Below are 17,448 nucleotides of genomic sequence, written 5' to 3'. Positions count from 1 at the left end.
TCACCGCAGCGTGATGGAAATGTTGTCAATGAGACGGGTCGCACCGACGCGGGCCGCGATCAGCATGCGGGCCTCCCCCGGGCCGATCACCGGCCCGAGATCCGGTGCGCGCAGGGCGAGATAGTCGATCCCGACCGACGGAACCGCCTCCAGTTCGGCGTGGGCAGCGGCCAGTACGGCGTCCGGCCCGTTCATCCCGGCCTTCGCCCCCGCGGTCAGCGCGCGGTACAGCACCAGCGCCTCGTCACGCTCGGTCTCGTCCAGGTACCGGTTGCGGGATGACAACGCGAGTCCGTCCGGCTCGCGAACGGTCGGCACCGGCACGATGTCGACATCCCAATCCAGGTCGCACACCATCTCGCGGATCAGCGTGAGCTGCTGGTAGTCCTTCTCGCCGAACAGGGCCAGATCGGGCGCGGTCAGGTGCAGCATCTTCGCCACCACCGTCAGCACCCCGGCGAAGTGCCCCGGCCGGACCATCCCCTCGAGCTCGTCGGCCAGCGGTCCCGGATGCACGGTGATGGACGGCTCGTTCGGGTAGAGCTCGTCGCGGGACGGGTTGAAGACCAGGTCGACGCCCTCGTTCTTGGCGATCGCCAGGTCACTGGCCAGCGTGCGTGGATAGCGGTCGAAGTCCTCGGCCGGCCCGAACTGCAGCGGGTTCACGAAGATCGTCAGTACGACGCTGCCGTCCGGCCCGACCCGCTCGCGGGCCTCGGCCAGCAGGGCCGCATGCCCTTCGTGCAGCGCGCCCATGGTCATCACGACCGCCCGTGGCCGGATCGCCGCGGCCGCCCGTAGCTCGGCCTTGGTCTGGGTGAGTCTCATCGCGGTGCCTCCCCTGTCCGATCGCGCTCCAGCACCTCGCCGGCGGCTCGCGCCGGATGCTCGTTCAGCACCTCGCCGAACCGGGCCGCCGTCTCCGCGTCCAGCCGTCCGTCCGCCGCTGCCAGCTCCACCGTCGCGCGCGCCAGTTCGGCGTACGTGCTCGCCGTCCGATTCCGCAGTACGGCGAGATGTGCTGCCACCGTGTCGACATCGCCCCGGGCGATCGGCCCGGTGAGCGCATGATGACCGGATCGCAGCGTGTTGTCGAGGGTTGCGGACACCAGTGGCCCGAGTGTTGCGGCCGGATCCGCCACCCCGGCCTCCCGCAGTACGTCGATCGCCTGCGTGAGCAACGTTGTCAGGTGGTTCGCTCCGTGCACGAGACCCGCGTGGTACCGCGCTCGCTGCTCATCGGCCACCCACTGCACCTGCGCACCCAGGGACTTGACCAGCCGCTCGACCAGCACCCGTGCGTCGTCCGGTGCGGTCGCGGTGAACATCACGCCGTCCAAGCTGATGACTTCACCGAGGAACGTCATCGACGGGTGCAGCGCGACCGGAACCGCCGGTACGCCGGACAGCGCGGTGAGCCCGTGCGCTCCGGACAGATGAACGACGTACTGCTGCTGCGTGAGCGGCAACATCCGGACCACGTCATGGATCAGGTCGTCCGGTACGGCGACCACGATGACGTCGGCGCGCGTACAGACCTCGTCGGCGGTCAGCACGGGCACGTGCGGAAGAAGCCGGGCGGCGCGTTCACGAGACGCGCTCGACCGTGCGGTAACGCCGACCACGGGTTGTCCGGCTGCCGCCAAGGCTGCTACCACGGCGGTCCCGGCCCGGCCGGCTCCGATCAAGCCGATCCGTTCCATCACTCACTCTCTTCGTTCCAGTCCCGCAGGGGTACCAGACGATCTACCCGCCAGGGTAGGCGATGGGAGCCGGTGGCGGTCAGAGGTAGGGGGAAGCGTCCTCGATGTCACCGGCCAGGCGATCCGGCAGGTCAGCCTTGAGCAGCGAACGGACCTGGTCGGGCGCGGGATCGGCCAGTTGGGTGATGCGGGTGGCCTGGCGCAGGATCGTTTGTTCGAAGGCCGTGCGTGCCAGCCGTCCGTTGCCGAAGCCGAGCATGCCCCGGAACGGCTCGATCAGCGCGCTGACCCCGGTGAGCAGGCCCGGCTCGAGCGTGTAGCCCGCGGTCGACGCCAGGTCGGCATAGATCGTCTGCAGCTCGCCACGGCTGTAGTCAGGGAAAGTGAGGACGGTCGGGAACCGGGACCGCAGTCCACTGTTGGCATCCAGCAGGAGCTTCATCTCGCGCTCGTATCCGGCCATCACCACGACGAGCTCACCGCGATGCTCCTCGATCTCCTGGACCAGGGTGGCGATCGCCTCAGCGCCGTACGACTGACTGTCGTTGAGCGAATAGGCCTCGTCGATGAACAGGACCCCGCCGAGCGCGCGCTGCACGACCTTGCGTACCCGCGGCGCGGTCTGCCCGAGGTACTCGGCGATCAGATCGGTCCGGGTGACCTCGATCAGCTGACCGGACCCGAGCAGGCCGAGGTCGCGATAGATGCCGGCCAGGATCCGGGCGACCGTGGTCTTGCCGGTGCCCGGGTTCCCGAGGAAGACCAGGTGCCGGCTTCGGTCGGTCGGCGGCATTCCGGCCCGGATCCGCAGCGTCTCGGCCTTCGCCTCGGCGGCCAGTTCCCGGGCGATCTTCTTCACCTCGTCCAGGCCGACCAGGCGCTCCAGCTCCGCCTCGGGACCGACGGCGACGACCGCACCGCCCGCAGCCAGCGTCGACCCGGAGACCGGCGGCAGATCCTGCACCAGTAGTTGCCTGACCTCCTCCGGAGCCGGATCGACCAGGCCTGCCACCCGGACGGCCTGTCGGGCGGACAGCCGTTCCAGCAGCGAACGAGCCGCCCTCCCGTTGCCGAAACCAGGTGCCCGAGGCAACCTGTGCAACGTCGTCGTCACCTTCTCGGCGGTCTCCCCGGCCACCTCGAATCCACTCTCCGCCGCGAGCAGCCGGAAGATCGCCAGCATCTCCTCGTCGGTGTAGTCCGGGAAGTGGATCGATCGTGCGACGCGGGACCGCAGCCCGGGATTGCTGTCGAGCAAGGTCTCCATCTCGGCCGGATAGCCGGCCATCACGACGACGAGATCGTCGCGGTGGTTCTCCATCGCCGCGATCAACGTCGACAAGACCTCGGGACCCAGGTCGTTCTTGCCACCCTCGGCCAACGCATAGGCCTCGTCGATGAACAGCACCCCACCGAGTGCTCGCTCGATCACCCGCTCGACCATCGGCGCGGTCTTGCCGACGAACTCACCGACCAGGTCGGCTCGCCCGACCTCGACCAGCTGCCCGGACGACAGAGCGCCGTACTTGCGGTAGATGCCGCCGAGCAGGCGTGCGACCGTCGTCTTCCCCGTTCCCGCGTTGCCGGTGAAGATCAGGTGCCGGGTCGCCGTCGGCGGCCGGACGCCGGCTGCGGCGCGCAGTCCAGCGACCTTGGCCTCCGCGACGAGCTCGGCGACGCACGCCTTCACCTCGGTCAGTCCGATCAGGTTTGCGAGCTCGGCCTCGGGGTCATTGCTCTGCTCCGGCGCGGTCGGGACCGGCTGGATCTCCGGCGTGGTCGGGGCCGGCTTGGCCGGGCGCGGCCGGAGCTCGTACACGGCCCGGAGCGAGCCGAGGAACTTCCAGGGCAGGTTGAGCTGGCCGGACTCCTCCGCCCGGTCCGGCAGACCGGCCAGGCATCCGCCGGTCAGGTACAGCGCCGCGAGCCACTCCTCGGCCAGGCGCGCGGCCCCCGCCTCGACCGCCCTGGCCAGCCAGGCTTCCTGGCGCCGCCGCCACTTGACCCGGTCCACCTCGTCGGCCTGGCGCTCGAACAGGCGCTGCACCTCAGCGGCGCCGTCGGCTCCCAGGACCGTGTACGAGAGTCCGGCCGGCACGTCGACGCGCTCGACCTGGTGGACCAGGGCTGCCATCGTCTCGTTGAACGTACGGTCGGTCTCCGGCGTGTGTCCGGCGATTGCTTCATGCGCGGCCTGCAGGCGGGCGACTCCTACCAGCAGCAGGTCCAGCGGGTTCCTGGTCTGTTCGGGGAACGCATCGAAGGCCGCGTCGTCGGTGAAGAACGTGTCCTGCCAAAGCGTGATCAGCTCGCTCCGGGACGAGGTGCGATGCGCCGCCAGCAGCTCCTCGTCGGACGCCACCCGGTCCCAGAGACCGGCCAGCACCGTACGTCGTGGCTCGAGCGGCTCGACCTCTTCGAGCAGCGCCAGCGCGTCGGAGTGGAACGCGACCAGCTTCTCGCGCAGCTCGGGCTGGCCGGCGGTCGACTCGAAAGCGGGCGGCGGGGCGAACCGCCCGACCGAATTCGAGCTCCAGCCGTCGTTCTTCAGTACCGGGGGTGTTTTCAGGTACGGGCCGACGAGCTGACCGTACAGATTGCGGCCGCCACCGACCACGGCGGCCAGCGGCGGGTAGAGCATCCAGACCAGGTCCCAGAGAGCAACGGCGAGCACCGGCACGGACGGCTTGAAGGTCGACCCTTTCCGGGTGACCGTGACGTCGGCGAACGCCGGGTCCGTGATCAACGCGTGCGCCTTCGCCCGCGTCTTCTCCAGCCAGCCGTCCGGGTACCGCCAGGGCTTCCGGCCGCCGAGAATGTGCAGAACGGGCTCGTCGGTGAACAGGACGTTCAGCTCGTCCGGCAGATTCGGCATGATCTCCCTCGTGGTCGGTCCGCGCGGTTGGATTCTAGGATCGTTCCGGTCCACACCTCTTTCGAACGGCTGATGATGCCCGACACCTTCCGCACCGCCTGGTACGACGCTCTGTACGGGTCTGCCGGGTTCTACCGTCGGGAGCGGCCGGCGGCGCACTTTCGTACGTCGGTGCACGCGTCGGCGTTGTTCGGGCAGGCGATTGCCCGGTTGGCGCGTGCGGTGGGGGCTGAGGAGGTTGTGGATATCGGGGCCGGGTCGGGTGAGCTCGGGAAGGTGTTGCGCGGTGAGGGCCTGTCGGTGCTGGAGATCGAGCTCGACGACGAGCTGCCGGCGACGCTCACCGGCCTGGTGATCGCGAACGAGTGGCTCGACAACATCCCGTGCGAGCTGGTCGAACTGGACGACGACGGCGTGCCGCGCTACCTGCAGGCCGACCTGTCCCTCGGTGATGTTGTCGAGGGCAACGATCTGCGATGGCTGACGACGTGGTGGCCACTGCTGGAGCCGGGCGACCGGGCCGAGATCGGTCTGACCCGCGACGACGCCTGGACCGATGTCCTCGGCCGGTTGTCTGTCGGTGCGGTCGCTGTGGCGATCGACTACGGCCATGTCCGCGCCGACCGACCGCTCTACCCGACACTGACCGGTTTCCGCGCGGGCCGTGAGTGTGACCCGGTGCTGGATGGCAGCTGCGATGTGACCGCCCACGTGGCCCTGGACTCGCTCGGCGGCTCGCTCGTCCGCCAACGGGACGCCCTGCGCGCTCTAGGAGTCAGTGCGACCCGACCGAGCCTGGACCTGGCCCAGGCCGAACCCCTCCGCTACCTGGCCGAGTTGTCGTCGGCCGGCGAAGCCGCCGAATTGCTCGACCCCTCCGGCCTCGGTGCGTTCGGCTGGGTGTGGACAGCGGTCGGCGCAGACGCCGTACGGCGGGCCTCCCGCGCCCTGTCCGCCTGAGCCTGCACCAGTGCCGCAGCCTCGCGTTGGTCGCGGTGTAGCGCGACAGCGTCGGTCGGGCCGAGTGGCGTGTCCACGTGCACGTTGGCGAGCCCCAGCCGCCGCTGGAGCGGGCCCTGCTCCACCCGAACGGACTGGGTCTTGTGGTGCAGCACGATCGACGTACGGCGGCTCACCCAGCCTCGGGTGGTGACGAGCACCTGGTCGTCGTTGCCGTACGAGAGGAAACGCCAGCCGATCGGGCGCAACCACTTCGCACGCTCCGGTGCGACGTGCATCGGGATGCCGGCCAGGTCGAACCCGGGCAGGACGCGCGCCAGCACGCTCGCCACCTCAGCGCGTTCGCCGACCGGGAGGAGCTGCGCGCCTTCGTGCTCGTCGTCGCCGTCCTCCTTCTTGCCTGCCACACCGGCGATGTCCAGCTCGACCCGGGACCAGCCGAGCAGACGCCAGATCAGCGGCTCGGTGATCAACAGGCCCTGGACCCGGCCGGGCGGCACGGTCTGCCGCTGTACGTCGAACAGGCCGCGTTTGGTGCGTAGACCGTGGTTGGACTCCGACAACGTGAAGCCGTGGTTGCCGACGACCTGCTTCCAGATCGGCTGGACCACACCCAGCAGCAGCGGCAGGCCGGCGAACAGACCGATGTGGAAGTTCAGGACCATGGTCGCGACGATCAGCCAGATCAGCGCGCCGGCACTACCGATGACTGTGGAGGACAGCAGGGTCGCACCGAGCAGGCGGCTGGTCGGGACCACCAGCAGCGGTGCCGAGTCGACCTGCTCCTCCTGCTGTTCGGCGCCGTGCTCACCCTTGGCCCGGACCAGCAGGAGGCCGCGGAGCTTGACGGCTTCGTCGTACCGGAAGTAGCTCAGCTTGCCATCGCTCTTGCCACCGCCGGCCACGTCCATCCGCAGCTCGGCCATCCCGAAGATGCGCGCGACGAACGGCTGGGCCACGTCGATCGCCTGGATCCGGTCGAACCGGATGATCCGGGTCCGGCGGAACAGGAAGCCGCTGTCCACGCGGATCGCATCGGCCGTCAGCTGCCATTTGGTGAACCACCAGGACAGTGCGCCGAGCAGGATGCCGCCGACGAGTACGGCGGCCAGTCCGATGCCGGCGATCTCCAGATTGCTCCGCAGACCCTCGTTGTTGACCAGGGCGACGGCCGCGACGACGAAGTACCCCCAGCCCTTCACGAACGGGGTGAGCGGATGCAGCCGCGCGCCGGTCGGCTCGACGACTGCGGTCCCCGGGTTTGGCTCGGTCACAGGCCCCACGCCTGCGCCTGGCCGAGGGCGGAGAGGCGGTCGCGCAGCCGGCTCGCCTCGTCCGGGTGCAGCCCGGGGATCTTGGCGTCCGTCGCCGGGGTCGCGGTGTGCAGCTCCACAGTGGCGATCCCGTACGCGCGTTCCAGTGGTCCCGCGGCGACGTCGACGAACTGCATCCGTCCGTACGGCACGACCACGAGCTCGCGGAACATGATCCCGTGGCTGACCAGCAGCTCGTCCTCGCGTTCGGCGTACTTCCAGGACCGCTGGTTGCGGCCGATCAGGACCCAGGACCAGGCGAACCCGGCCCCGAGTACGACCACCGCGAGTACGCCGTACACCCAGCCGATGGTCAGGCCGAGCGCGACCAGAGCGACGATCGCGACGAGGCCGAACATCACCGCGGCACTCACGCGACGGACCGACGCCAGCTTCGGCGAGACCGGCGTCCAGCTGACATCCGAGGGTGCGAAGAGGTCATCCACGGGTAAAGCCTGTCACGATAGTGGTCATGAGTACGGAAAAAGTCGTTGGAGTCGGCGCGGGGGCGGCCGGGTTCGACCCTGCGTACGAGCGGGGCGGGACCGGGAGTGGCTCGGAGATCGCGACCACCGACATGGTGCTCAACATCGGTCCACAGCACCCGGCGACGCACGGCGTACTCCGGCTGCGGCTGACCCTGGACGGCGAGCGGATCGTCGGCTGCGAGCCGATCATCGGCTACATGCACCGCGGCGCGGAGAAGCTGTTCGAGGTCCGCGACTACCGGCAGATCATCGTGCTGGCGAACCGGCACGACTGGCTGTCCGCGTTCGCCAACGAGCTCGGCGTCGTGATCGCGGTCGAGCGGATGATGGGCCTCGAGGTCCCGGTCCGCGCGGTCTGGATGCGCACGCTGCTGGCCGAGCTCAACCGGATCCTGAACCACCTGATGTTCCTCGGCTCGTACCCGCTCGAGCTCGGCGCGATCACGCCGGTCTTCTACGCGTTCCGCGAGCGGGAGACGATCCAGGCGGTGATGGAAGAGCTGTCCGGCGGCCGGATGCACTACATGTTCAACCGCGTCGGCGGCCTCAAGGAGGACCTGCCCTACGGCTGGCTCGGCCGCGCGTCCGAGGCGTCGGCCGCGGTCCGCAAACGGCTCCCCGATATCGAGAACATTGTCCTCGGCAACGAGATCTTCCGCGCCCGCACGGTCGGCATCGGCAAGCTCTCCCCCGAGCTGATCGCGCAGTACGGCGTCTCCGGCCCGATCGCCCGCGCCTCCGGCGTCGACGCCGACCTCCGCCGCGACGAGCCCTATCTCGGGTACGACGAACTGCAGCGCGACGGCGTACTCCGGGTCGTCACCCGGACCGACGGCGACTGCTTCGCGCGCTTCGCCGTACTGCTCGAGCAGGTGAAGGTGTCGCTCGACCTGGTCGACGCCTGCCTGGACAAGCTGTCCGCTCTGCCCGCCGGCCCGATCAACGTCCGGCTGCCGAAGATCCTCAAGGTCCCCGAGGGCCAGACCTACGCGTGGACCGAGAGCCCCCTGGGCATCAACGGCTACTACCTGGTCTCCCGCGGCGACAAGACCCCGTGGCGACTCAAGCTCCGCTCGGCGAGCTTCAACAACATCTCCGCCCTGCCCGCTCTCCTGCCCGGCACGATGATCCCCGACATGATCGCGATCCTCGGCAGCATGTTCTTCGTCGTCGGCGACATCGACAAGTAGCGGTTCAGAACTCCCGCTGGGCGACGGGCGGACGGTGTGCGGCCGCGATCAGCTGCACGAGGCCGGCTACCGGCAGTGGTTTGCCGGGATCGGCCTGGCCGGCGGCCCGCTGCTTCGCCGTACTCGCCTTCGACAGGTACGGCGTGACGTACGCCGGTGTCTCCGGCTCGAACCGCCAGCTCTCCCGTAGCGGGCCGACATCGACCACGTCGAATCCCAGCAGCTGGATGAGCTCCGTGGCCGAAACCTTCGCGTCGGCGTCGTCACCGGCGATCGGCAACGCGCTGCGATCGGGCGCGTCGGCGGGCCTGGCCAAGCTGACGATATTGCGGGCGCTGATGTTGTTGAACGCCTTCACGGTGTGCGCGGCAGGCAACCGCTCCTGCAGCAGCTGCGCCGTCACCACCTGCTCGCGGTCGAGCCGCTCGATCCGGCCGTCCCGGCTCGGGTAGTAGTTCATCGTGTCGAGCACGGTCTTGCCCCCGAACGGCTCGACCGGCAACTCGAGATAGCGACCGAGCGGAATGGCCACGAGCACCCAGTCCGCCGCCCGCACGGCCTCCTCCACGGTCGCCGCGCGGACGCGGAGGTCACGGACCTTGTCCGCCAGGCTTTCCGGCCCTCGCGAGTTCGCCATCACCACGTCGAGGCCTGCTTCGCCCGCGAGCCAGGACACCGTGGAGCCGATGTTCCCGCTCCCGATCACTCCGAGTGTCGCCATGGATTCCTCACCCCATCGCTTGTGCGATCAATTCCAGCAGAGCGTCGGCGAGGCCGGCCGAGACCGCGAACGTACCGCGGGATTCGGGAGCGTGTTCCGAGCCGTCCAGGTCGAGGACGCGCAGGCCCGCCTCACGGCAGATGCTGACGCCGGCCATGGTGTCCCAGGGCTTGTTGGAGAACATGATGGTGGCGTCGAAGAAGCCGTTGGCGGTCCAGGTCAGGGCGGTGGCCGCCGTGCCGATCATCCGGATTCGCTGAACGCGTGGGTACAGCAATTCGGTCAGCGCGGTCCGCTCGGCGTTCTTGACCGCCCCTTCCGGCCCGACCGCATAGTCGCCCACGGCAACCAATGCGTCGGTCAGGCTGGTGCTCTCGCTGCCGCGGATCGGCTTCCCGTTGCAGGTGGCGCCGAGCCCCTCGGCCGCGGCGTACCGGGTCCCGAGCGCCGGGTGGTCGATCACACCGGCCACCGCGCGACCCTCGTGGATCAGGCCGAGCGAGATCCCCCACAACGGCACCCCGTGGATGAAGTTCACGGTCCCGTCGATCGGATCGAGCACCCAGCGCGTCCCGTCGGTCGCGCCGCCCTCCTCCTCGCCCAGTACGCCGATCTCCGGCGTCGCGCGCTCGAGGAACGCCCGTACCTCCCGCTCCACGGCGAAGTCGACCTCGGACGCCATGTCGCGGTCGCCCTTGGACGTGAGCTCACCAGGCTCGCGGGAATCGGTCACCACCCGCCCACGATCGACAGCGGCTCCGGCAACCTTCAGCAGTTCGGCGAGATCCACACCACGAACCTACTAGGACGCGGCGAGGCCCCGGAGTTTGAGGTCGACCACGGTCGGTGCGTCCGCCTGGGAGTGTTTGTCGCCCGCGGCAACGACCGTGGCGACCTCCTCGTCGATCTTGTCCAGCCGGGCATCGATCTTGTCGAGGCGGCGCTGCATCAGGTCGACGAACTCGGCGTTCTCGACCACGCGGGCGCTGGTGATCCGCGAGTACTCCTGCGCGACCTGGGCCCGCTCGTCGGAATGGGCCAGCCGCTCGACCAGCAACTGGTGGCGGAACAGCACGGCGCCGGCGATCGCGACCAGCACGGCACCGACGGCGGCAGCCCGGAGAATCCAGGCATTCTGTGAGAACAGCGCGATACTCACACCGAGACAGACAACGATCAGCAGACCGTTGGCAACGGTGAGAACTGTGGTCCTGGTTCGACGGCGGCTACCCCTTGACCCCATGGACCGACATGTTAGGGGGTCTCGTCAGGGTCCTCGGGAATACGACACGCGCGTTCGAGCAACAATCCGGCCGTGACGACCAGCACAGAGATCACCGCCGCGGCACCGGCCATGATCACACGGTTACGAGGACCTGAGGCCCCCATTGCTTGCAGGAAGGATAACGCGAACCCCGCGTAAACCCCGGTGCACAACGCGCCGACGAACGCGCTGGCCTTCCCGATCAGCAACAGGAACACCGCGCGGGACGCTTCCATCCGCTCCCGCCGGACCTGGATCCGCTGGTGGGTGTTGCGGGCCGCAACGAACAGCAGCGCGGCCAGGAACCCCCAGGCGATCAGCGTCAGCCAGGAGACCGAGGGCGCGACCCCGCCGCCGGACTCGATCGCCTTCACCATGGTCAGACCGATCGCCGCCCCGAGGACGGCGATCGCGATCAGCAGCCGGCGTGAGGTCGGCCGGACCGAGCCAGGACGCGGCGGCTCCTTGCCGGGCGCCCGGCCCGGGTCCGGACCGCCGGAGACCACTACTGGAGCTCGATGTCGAGCTTGGTCACGCCGTCGGTGCCGACCTTGGCGAGCAGCTCCGTGACCGGACCGCGGCCCGGCAGTACCGCGTCCGGCTCGATGTCGAGCCAGGGCGCCAGCACGAACGCACGCTCGTGCGCCCGCGGGTGCGGAACGGTCAGCTCCTCGGTCTCGATCGTCTTCTGGCCGTACGTGATCAGGTCGACGTCGAGGGTCCGCGGCGCACCCGGCACGCTGCGCTCGCGGCCGAACGCCTGCTCGATCGCGTGCGCGCGGTCCAGCAGCAGGTCGACCGACAAGGTCGAGTCGGCCAGCAGTACGACGTTCAGGTACGGGCCGGACTCGTCGGGACCACCGATCGGCTGGGTCTCGTACAGCGGCGAGACGTCGACGACCACGACGTCCGGGGTGTCCCGCAGTGCGTCGACCGCGCCCTGCAGGTTCGCCTCACGATCGCCGAGATTGCTGCCGAGCGACAGGATGACCTGGCGGATCGGCTTCAGGCCACCGCTCAGGGTGTCCGCGTCGATGACGTGGGGACTTGGGGTCTCAGTCACGAGGATTCTCCGGCTCTGCGCTGCACGGTCAGGACAACGTCGTCGAACGGCACCGTGATCGGTGCCGAGGGTTTGTGGATCGTCACCGCGGTCGCCGTCACCCGCCGGTCGGCGAGGCACAGCTCCGCGATGCGCTGGGCGAGGGTCTCGATCAGGTTCACCGGGTCGGTCTCGATCGCCTGGTGCACCTGCTCGGCCACCACCCCGTAGTTCACGGTGTCGGCCAGGTCATCGGTGGCCGCGGCGGGCCGGGTGTCCAGCTCCAGCCGGACGTCCACGACGAACTCCTGCCCGTCGGCCCGCTCGTGGTCGAACACCCCGTGGCGCCCGAAACCGCGGATGCCACGGATCTCGATCACGTCAGGAGACAACGCAGAACGTGCGGGACCGCTCATTCCGCCTCCTCCTGTCGGCCCCCAGACGACGACAGTACCGGGGAGGCATGGTGTATCCACAACCGCCAGCCGGTGGAAGTTCTGCGGAAGACATTCGTGGCCAGGGCCTTGCCGCCCGCGAATCCCTCTTCGGGCGCACCCTCACCCGACGACAGGACATTCTCCGTACACGTGACGTATGCCACGTCTTCATCGACGCGAACCTGCACATCGGTCAGGAAGAACTGGATGTACGGCGTGTTCGCGAAGATCATCGCCCAGGCCCGCATCATCTCGGCGTACCCGGAGATCGCCGCGTTGCCGGGATGGATGCAGACCGGATCCGGCTCGGGCAGCCACACCGCCGCCATCAGATCCAGGTCGCCGGCCTCGAACGCGTTGTAGAACGCGGTGTTGGCAGTCAGTACGACGTCCTCCACCGAGGCGCTGCGACCCTTGGGCGGACGCTCACCACTGGCGTCCTGCCGCGGACCGCCGGGTCCGTCCGTCATACCGTTCCCCATCTCTTCGCCACCCGGACCGCGTCCGCATTTGGTGCCACCGCGTGGGCCCGGACACACCAGGCTCCCGCGGCGGCGGCCAGGGCGGATACGGCCGCGCTCGCGTCATCTCGTCGTACGGCCGGTCTGGGTTCACCGGTCTGCTCGTCGGCGAGCAGCCTACCGAGGAACGCCTTCCGGGACGCACCGATGAGTAACGGTCGTTCCAGTACGGCGAATTCCCGCAATCTGCGCAGAACCTCCCAGTTGTGCTCCGCGTTCTTCGCGAAACCGAGTCCAGGGTCCAGGGCAACCCGGTTGAGATCAACACCAGCCTGGCGCATCGCGTCGATCCGCTCGGCCAGTTCGTCGATCACCTCGGCGACGACATCGACGTACTCGGCCTTGTTCTGCATGTCGATCGAGTGTCCGCGCCAGTGCATGCAGACATACGGCGTACGGCGTTCTGCTACCAGCGAAAGCATGTCCGGGTCGGCCTGGCCGCCCGAGACGTCGTTGATCATCACCGCACCGGCGTCGAGGGCGAGCGCCGCGACACCGGACCGCATGGTGTCGACAGAGATCAGTGCACCTTCGGCGGCGAGGGTCTCGATCACCGGGAGGACCCGGCGGATCTCCTCTTCGGGGGCGGGACGGGCGGCACCTGGCCGGGTCGACTCGCCGCCGACGTCGAGCAGGTCGGCGCCTTCGGCCAGGAGTTCGCGGCCGTGCTTGATCGCGGCGGACGGCTCGAACCACTCACCACCGTCGGAGAACGAATCCGGCGTCACGTTGACAACACCCATCACGAGACACCGGTCCAGCACCGGCAGCCCGTCTACGTGACCCCACGACCCATCACTCACCCGACCACCGTAGTGGCCGCCACCCCCACCCCGCAGCCAGGGCTCAGTTACTGAGGATCAACCGTGATTGCGTCGCCTTCAGGGCTTCGGCGATGGGCTGCGCGTACGACTCGTTGGTCTGGCCGGACTTCTCCAGGCACTGGCCGTTGATGAGGGCACCGCCGCTGGTGATGCCCTGGGCATAGTCGCCGGTCATGTTCGCGCCGCCGGAGTCACCGGCCTCGACGCACGCGGTGTGCTGGAACAGTCCGCGCACCACGCGGTTGCTCCCGTAGTTCACCGTCACGTTCCGCGCGACGATCCGCCCGCAGGTCCAGCCGGTGCTCTTGCCCGACTTGCACAGCGTGGATCCGACTGTCTGGTTGGCGATCCCCCGGACCGGGATGTTGCCGGCGCCCCAACCCTCGACGTACCCCTGCTGGTCCCAGCCCTCGATCACGCCGACCGAGCCGAAGTCGTTGCCCGGGAAGCTCGAGGTGTAGGTGTTGCCGAGGATGTACCCGTTGCGGGAGAACGACGGCTTGCCCGCCGTGCAGTGCCCGGCGGTGAGGAAGATCGGGTTGCCCTTGGTGGTCCGGGCGTTGAAGCCGAGCGAGCACACGTATCCGGTGTTCTTGTCGACCTGGAAACCACCCCGAAGGCTGAAGTCGTCCGCGGTCGTCGTCACCTTGCCGGGCGCCGTGCGGACCGTCACCTTGTCGCCGTTCGCCTGGGCGCGGGACAGGAACCGCTTCGTGACCGAGTCACGCGCGCCCCGCGGCACTGTGACGACCACAGTCCCGGACAGCGGATCGACGTACCAGGACCGGACCTTGCCGGCGCTGGAGCTGGTCGCAAGCTTGTTCAGCTCGTTCTGTACGGCGTTGAGCTGGCCGATCGTGAAGCGGACGAGCCGCGGGATCGCGCCGGCGTCGCGGACCAGCTGTGCCGTGGTCAGATCGGACACCGCGACCACGAGGGCGCCGGTGTCGTCGAAGTAGCTGCCCACGACGCCCGAGTCGGACCCGAGCTGTGATTCCAGTGCTTCGGCGACGAGCGGCGACCGCTCGGTCACCTTGCCGACCGCGGCCGGCTCGCCCGTCTTCTGCCCGGTCGACTTGGTCCGCGTGTCCGCGGTGGCCCAGTTCGCCGCCACCAGCCCACCGGCCGTCAGTACGACGACCCCGGCAAGTGCGGCGCCGACCCGGTAACGCCCCGACATCTGTCCTCCTCACGCAGGCGACCGGTCCCCGTCGACCGATCACCACTACGGAAAGTAAACGCTTAGCGACAGAATGTCCACAGGTCTTGTGTCTCAAACGTCAACGACCCGACCACGCCGGAGGCTACGGCCGGGAGTCGGGAGACCCGCCCTAGCCGACGATCAGGCTCATCGCCTCGGCGCGGGTGACCGGATTGCGGAGCTGGCCGCGGACCGCGGAGGTGATGGTCTTGGCGCCGGCCTTGCGGACGCCGCGCATGGTCATGCAGAGGTGTTCGCACTCGATCACGACGATCACGCCGCGGGGCTCGAGCAACTCGACCAGCGAATCGGCGACCTGGGTGGTCAGCCGTTCCTGGACCTGCGGTCGTTTCGCGTACACGTCGACCAGCCGGGCGAGCTTGGACAGGCCGGTGATCCGGCCGTCCCGGCTGGGGATGTACCCGACGTGGGCGACCCCGGTGAACGGGACCAGGTGATGTTCGCAGATGCTCCAGACCTCGATGTCCTTTACCAGGATCATCTCGTCGTGCCCGATGTCGAACGTCGTCCGCATGACCTCCTCGGCCGTCTGTCCCAGACCGGCCGTGATCTCGGCGTACGAGCGTGCCACGCGGGCCGGGGTGTCCTGCAGGCCCTCGCGGTCCGGGTCCTCCCCGATCGCGATCAGCAGTTCGCGGACAGCCCGCTCAGCCCGCGCGTGATCGAACTTAGGCGACGTCATCCGGCCATGCTAAACAGCGACCTGAACTTTGCCCGCAAACAGAAGCACCGCCGCCCGGAAGGGTGACGGTGCTTCGGTTTGTTTCGGTCAGTCGTTCGGTGACGGCGGGGTCGGGCCGCTGCCGTAGTTCGGCGGCCTGACGTTCTCGTCGGGGCCGACCGCTCCGCCGGGGAGGACGTCGGAGAGCGAGCCGTTCTGCTCGGCGCGGGTCGGCACCGGCATCACCGGCGGCTGGTCCGACGGCACCCGGGTGGACGAACCGGTCCAGGCCGGCCGCCGGTCCCGCTTGACCACGGGCTCGAAGATCCGGGCGATCTCGTTCTTGTCCAGGGTCTCCTTCTCCAGGAGCTCCTCGACCAGGTGGTCCAGCACCGCACGGTTCTCGACCAGGATGTCGAAGGCCTCCTGGTGCGCGTTCAGGATCAGCTTGCCGACCTCCTCGTCGACCGCGGCCGCGATCTCCTCGGAGTAGTTCCGCTGGCTGCCGAAGTCGCGGCCCAGGAACGGCTCACTGCCGTCCGAGCCGAACTTGATCGCGCCCAGCCGCTCGGTCATGCCGTATTGCGTGACCATCGCCCGGGCCAGTGCCGACGCCTTCTCGATGTCGTTGCTCGCACCGGTGGTCGGGTCGTGGAAGACCATCTCCTCGGCGGCGCGGCCACCGAGCATGTAGGCCAGCTTGTCCAGCATCTCGGACCGGGTGGTCGAGTACTTGTCCTCGTCCGGCATCACCATCGTGTAGCCGAGCGCCCGGCCACGCGGCAGGATCGTCACCTTCTGCACCGGGTCGGAGTGCGGCAGCGCGGCAGCGACCAGGGCGTGTCCGCCCTCGTGGTACGCCGTCAGCACCTTCTCCTTGTCCGACATCAGCCGGCTCCGGCGCTGCGGACCGGCGATGACCCGGTCGATCGCCTCGTCGAGCATGTTGTTGTCGATCACCTGCAGGTTCGACCGGGCGGTCAGCAGGGCCGCCTCGTTCAGCACGTTGGCCAGGTCGGCACCGGTGAAGCCCGGCGTACGACGAGCAACGGCCCGCAGGTCGACGTCCTGGGACATCGGCTTGCCGCGGGCGTGCACCTTGAGGATCTGCTCACGTCCGGGCAGGTCCGGCGCGTCGACGGCGATCTGCCGGTCGAACCGGCCGGGCCGCAGCAGCGCCGGGTCGAGCACGTCGGGCCGGTTGGTGGCCGCGATCAGGATCACACCGCCGCGGACGTCGAAGCCGTCCATCTCGACCAGCAGCTGGTTCAGCGTCTGCTCGCGCTCGTCGTGACCACCGCCGAGGCCCGCACCACGGTGCCGGCCGACGGCGTCGATCTCGTCGATGAACACGATCGCCGGGGCGTTCGTCTTGGCCTGCTCGAACAGGTCCCGGACCCGGGAGGCACCGACACCGACGAACATCTCGACGAAGTCCGAACCGGAGATCGAGTAGAACGGCACACCGGCCTCGCCGGCGACCGCGCGGGCCAGCAGGGTCTTACCGGTACCGGGCTGGCCGTAGAGCAGGACGCCCTTCGGAATCTTCGCCCCGACCGCCTGGAACTTGCCCGGCTCCTGCAGGAACTCCTTGATCTCGCCGAGCTCCTCGATCGCCTCGTCACAGCCGGCGACGTCGGCGAACGTGGTCTTCGGGGTGTCCTTGGTGATCAGCTTGGCCTTCGACTTGGCGAAGCTCATCACCCGCGAGCCACCGCCCTGCATCGAGTTCATCAAGAAGATGAAGACCACCGCGATCAGCAGGAACGGGATCAGCGTGGAGAAGACCTGGCCGATGAAGCTCGGCTTCGGGTTCTCGACGTCGTACCGCTCGATCTTGCCGTCCTGGAACAGGGTCTGCAGGTCGCCGCCGAGGTTCGTGCCCTGGCCGTCGACCCAGTGCGCCCGGACCTTGGTCCCGTCGGTCTTCTCGACCCGGATCTCCTGGTCGGGATCGATCAGCGTCACGGACTTGATCGTCTTGTCGCTCGACGACTTCGCCTGCTGGATCAGCTGGACGACCTGGCCGGTGGGCTCGGTCTTGTACCCGGTCGAGCCGGTCAGGAGCTGTCCGATCACCAGTACGCCCAGGAAGGCGACGACAATCCAGAACAGGGGTCCGCGGAAGATGCGCTTCACGTCCATGATCGAGGCCTACGCCCCGTCCCTCCTAGCTCGGCAGGCCCGGGATTGCGGGCTTGAGACGGTAACACCAGTCCAAGTGTCT

Annotated in this window: 17 protein-coding genes and 1 pseudogene; 2 read left to right on the top strand and 16 right to left on the bottom strand. The window is 68.7% G+C overall.

Going from position 1 to position 17,448, the window contains the following annotated elements; translation table 11 throughout:
• The 3 genes from panC to AB0L70_RS14080 form a co-directional block, all read right to left on the bottom strand.
• Entirely contained in the window at positions 1–828 is an 828-nt protein-coding gene (gene panC / locus AB0L70_RS14090; RefSeq protein ID WP_363683716.1) for a pantoate--beta-alanine ligase, read from the bottom strand.
• Positions 825–1,703: a Rossmann-like and DUF2520 domain-containing protein gene (locus tag AB0L70_RS14085; RefSeq protein ID WP_363683714.1), complete on the bottom strand. Its 879-nt coding sequence runs from the start codon at positions 1,701–1,703 to the stop codon at positions 825–827. Before AB0L70_RS14085 ends, panC begins: the two co-directional genes overlap by 4 nt.
• A 79-nt stretch (positions 1,704–1,782) precedes the next feature.
• On the bottom strand, positions 1,783–4,578 hold the full coding sequence (locus tag AB0L70_RS14080) for an AAA family ATPase (protein ID WP_363683712.1): 2,796 nt from the start codon (positions 4,576–4,578) through the stop codon (positions 1,783–1,785).
• A gap of 72 nt (positions 4,579–4,650) precedes the next feature.
• Between AB0L70_RS14080 and AB0L70_RS14075 the strand changes: the two are divergent.
• Positions 4,651–5,295: pseudogene (locus AB0L70_RS14075) on the top strand (SAM-dependent methyltransferase); the annotation flags it as partial.
• A 107-nt stretch (positions 5,296–5,402) separates the two neighbouring features.
• Here the strand turns inward: AB0L70_RS14075 and AB0L70_RS14070 are convergent.
• Together AB0L70_RS14070 and AB0L70_RS14065 are read right to left on the bottom strand one after the other, a co-directional pair.
• Complete coding sequence (locus AB0L70_RS14070; protein WP_363683710.1) at positions 5,403–6,812, bottom strand: PH domain-containing protein; 1,410 nt, start codon at positions 6,810–6,812, stop codon at positions 5,403–5,405.
• Entirely contained in the window at positions 6,809–7,297 is a 489-nt protein-coding gene (locus AB0L70_RS14065; RefSeq protein ID WP_363683708.1) for a PH domain-containing protein, read from the bottom strand. Before AB0L70_RS14065 ends, AB0L70_RS14070 begins: the two co-directional genes overlap by 4 nt.
• Before the next feature lie 26 nt (positions 7,298–7,323).
• Between AB0L70_RS14065 and AB0L70_RS14060 the strand changes: the two genes are divergently transcribed.
• Positions 7,324–8,529, top strand: a complete 1,206-nt coding sequence (locus AB0L70_RS14060; protein ID WP_363683706.1) for an NADH-quinone oxidoreductase subunit D — start codon at positions 7,324–7,326, stop codon at positions 8,527–8,529.
• Between the two features lie 4 nt (positions 8,530–8,533).
• Here AB0L70_RS14060 and AB0L70_RS14055 read toward each other — a convergent pair whose 3' ends face one another.
• The 11 genes from AB0L70_RS14055 to ftsH all read right to left on the bottom strand — a co-directional run bounded on the left by AB0L70_RS14055 (position 8,534) and on the right by ftsH (position 17,366).
• Positions 8,534–9,250: an NAD(P)-binding domain-containing protein gene (locus AB0L70_RS14055; RefSeq protein WP_363683704.1), complete on the bottom strand. Its 717-nt coding sequence runs from the start codon at positions 9,248–9,250 to the stop codon at positions 8,534–8,536.
• Between the two features lie 7 nt (positions 9,251–9,257).
• A complete protein-coding gene (locus tag AB0L70_RS14050) occupies positions 9,258–10,040 on the bottom strand; it encodes an inositol monophosphatase (RefSeq protein WP_363683702.1) in 783 nt (260 codons plus the stop codon).
• Between the two features lie 12 nt (positions 10,041–10,052).
• Positions 10,053–10,493, bottom strand: coding sequence for a hypothetical protein (locus AB0L70_RS14045; protein ID WP_363683700.1), 441 nt, complete (start codon positions 10,491–10,493; stop codon positions 10,053–10,055).
• An 11-nt stretch (positions 10,494–10,504) separates the two neighbouring features.
• On the bottom strand, positions 10,505–11,020 hold the full coding sequence (locus AB0L70_RS14040; protein ID WP_363683698.1) for a DUF3180 domain-containing protein: 516 nt from the start codon (positions 11,018–11,020) through the stop codon (positions 10,505–10,507).
• Positions 11,020–11,577, bottom strand: a complete 558-nt coding sequence (gene folK / locus AB0L70_RS14035; protein ID WP_363683696.1) for a 2-amino-4-hydroxy-6-hydroxymethyldihydropteridine diphosphokinase — start codon at positions 11,575–11,577, stop codon at positions 11,020–11,022. Before folK ends, AB0L70_RS14040 begins: the two co-directional genes overlap by 1 nt.
• Positions 11,574–11,972 (bottom strand): dihydroneopterin aldolase, encoded by a 399-nt coding sequence (gene folB / locus AB0L70_RS14030; RefSeq protein WP_363683694.1) that lies wholly within the window; start codon positions 11,970–11,972, stop codon positions 11,574–11,576. Before folB ends, folK begins: the two co-directional genes overlap by 4 nt.
• Entirely contained in the window at positions 11,969–12,463 is a 495-nt protein-coding gene (locus AB0L70_RS14025; RefSeq protein WP_363683691.1) for a nuclear transport factor 2 family protein, read from the bottom strand. The genes folB and AB0L70_RS14025 overlap by 4 nt, the downstream gene beginning before the upstream one ends.
• Entirely contained in the window at positions 12,460–13,257 is a 798-nt protein-coding gene (gene folP / locus AB0L70_RS14020; protein WP_363684103.1) for a dihydropteroate synthase, read from the bottom strand. The genes AB0L70_RS14025 and folP overlap by 4 nt, the downstream gene beginning before the upstream one ends.
• 103 nt (positions 13,258–13,360) lie before the next feature.
• A complete protein-coding gene (locus AB0L70_RS14015; RefSeq protein WP_363683689.1) occupies positions 13,361–14,518 on the bottom strand; it encodes a S1 family peptidase in 1,158 nt (385 codons plus the stop codon).
• Positions 14,519–14,669: 151 nt separating this feature from the next.
• Positions 14,670–15,242, bottom strand: a complete 573-nt coding sequence (folE, locus tag AB0L70_RS14010; RefSeq protein ID WP_363683687.1) for a GTP cyclohydrolase I FolE — start codon at positions 15,240–15,242, stop codon at positions 14,670–14,672.
• Positions 15,243–15,329: 87 nt separating this feature from the next.
• The gene (gene ftsH, locus AB0L70_RS14005; protein WP_363683685.1) at positions 15,330–17,366 is read right to left on the bottom strand and encodes an ATP-dependent zinc metalloprotease FtsH; all 2,037 of its coding nucleotides are present in this window, start codon (positions 17,364–17,366) and stop codon (positions 15,330–15,332) included.
• Positions 17,367–17,448 lie beyond the last annotated feature (82 nt).

It is taken from the genome of Kribbella sp. NPDC051952 (genome assembly GCF_040680855.1).
Taxonomy (GTDB): Bacteria; Actinomycetota; Actinomycetes; order Propionibacteriales; family Kribbellaceae; genus Kribbella.
This window is presented reverse-complemented; position numbering and strand designations above follow the sequence as displayed.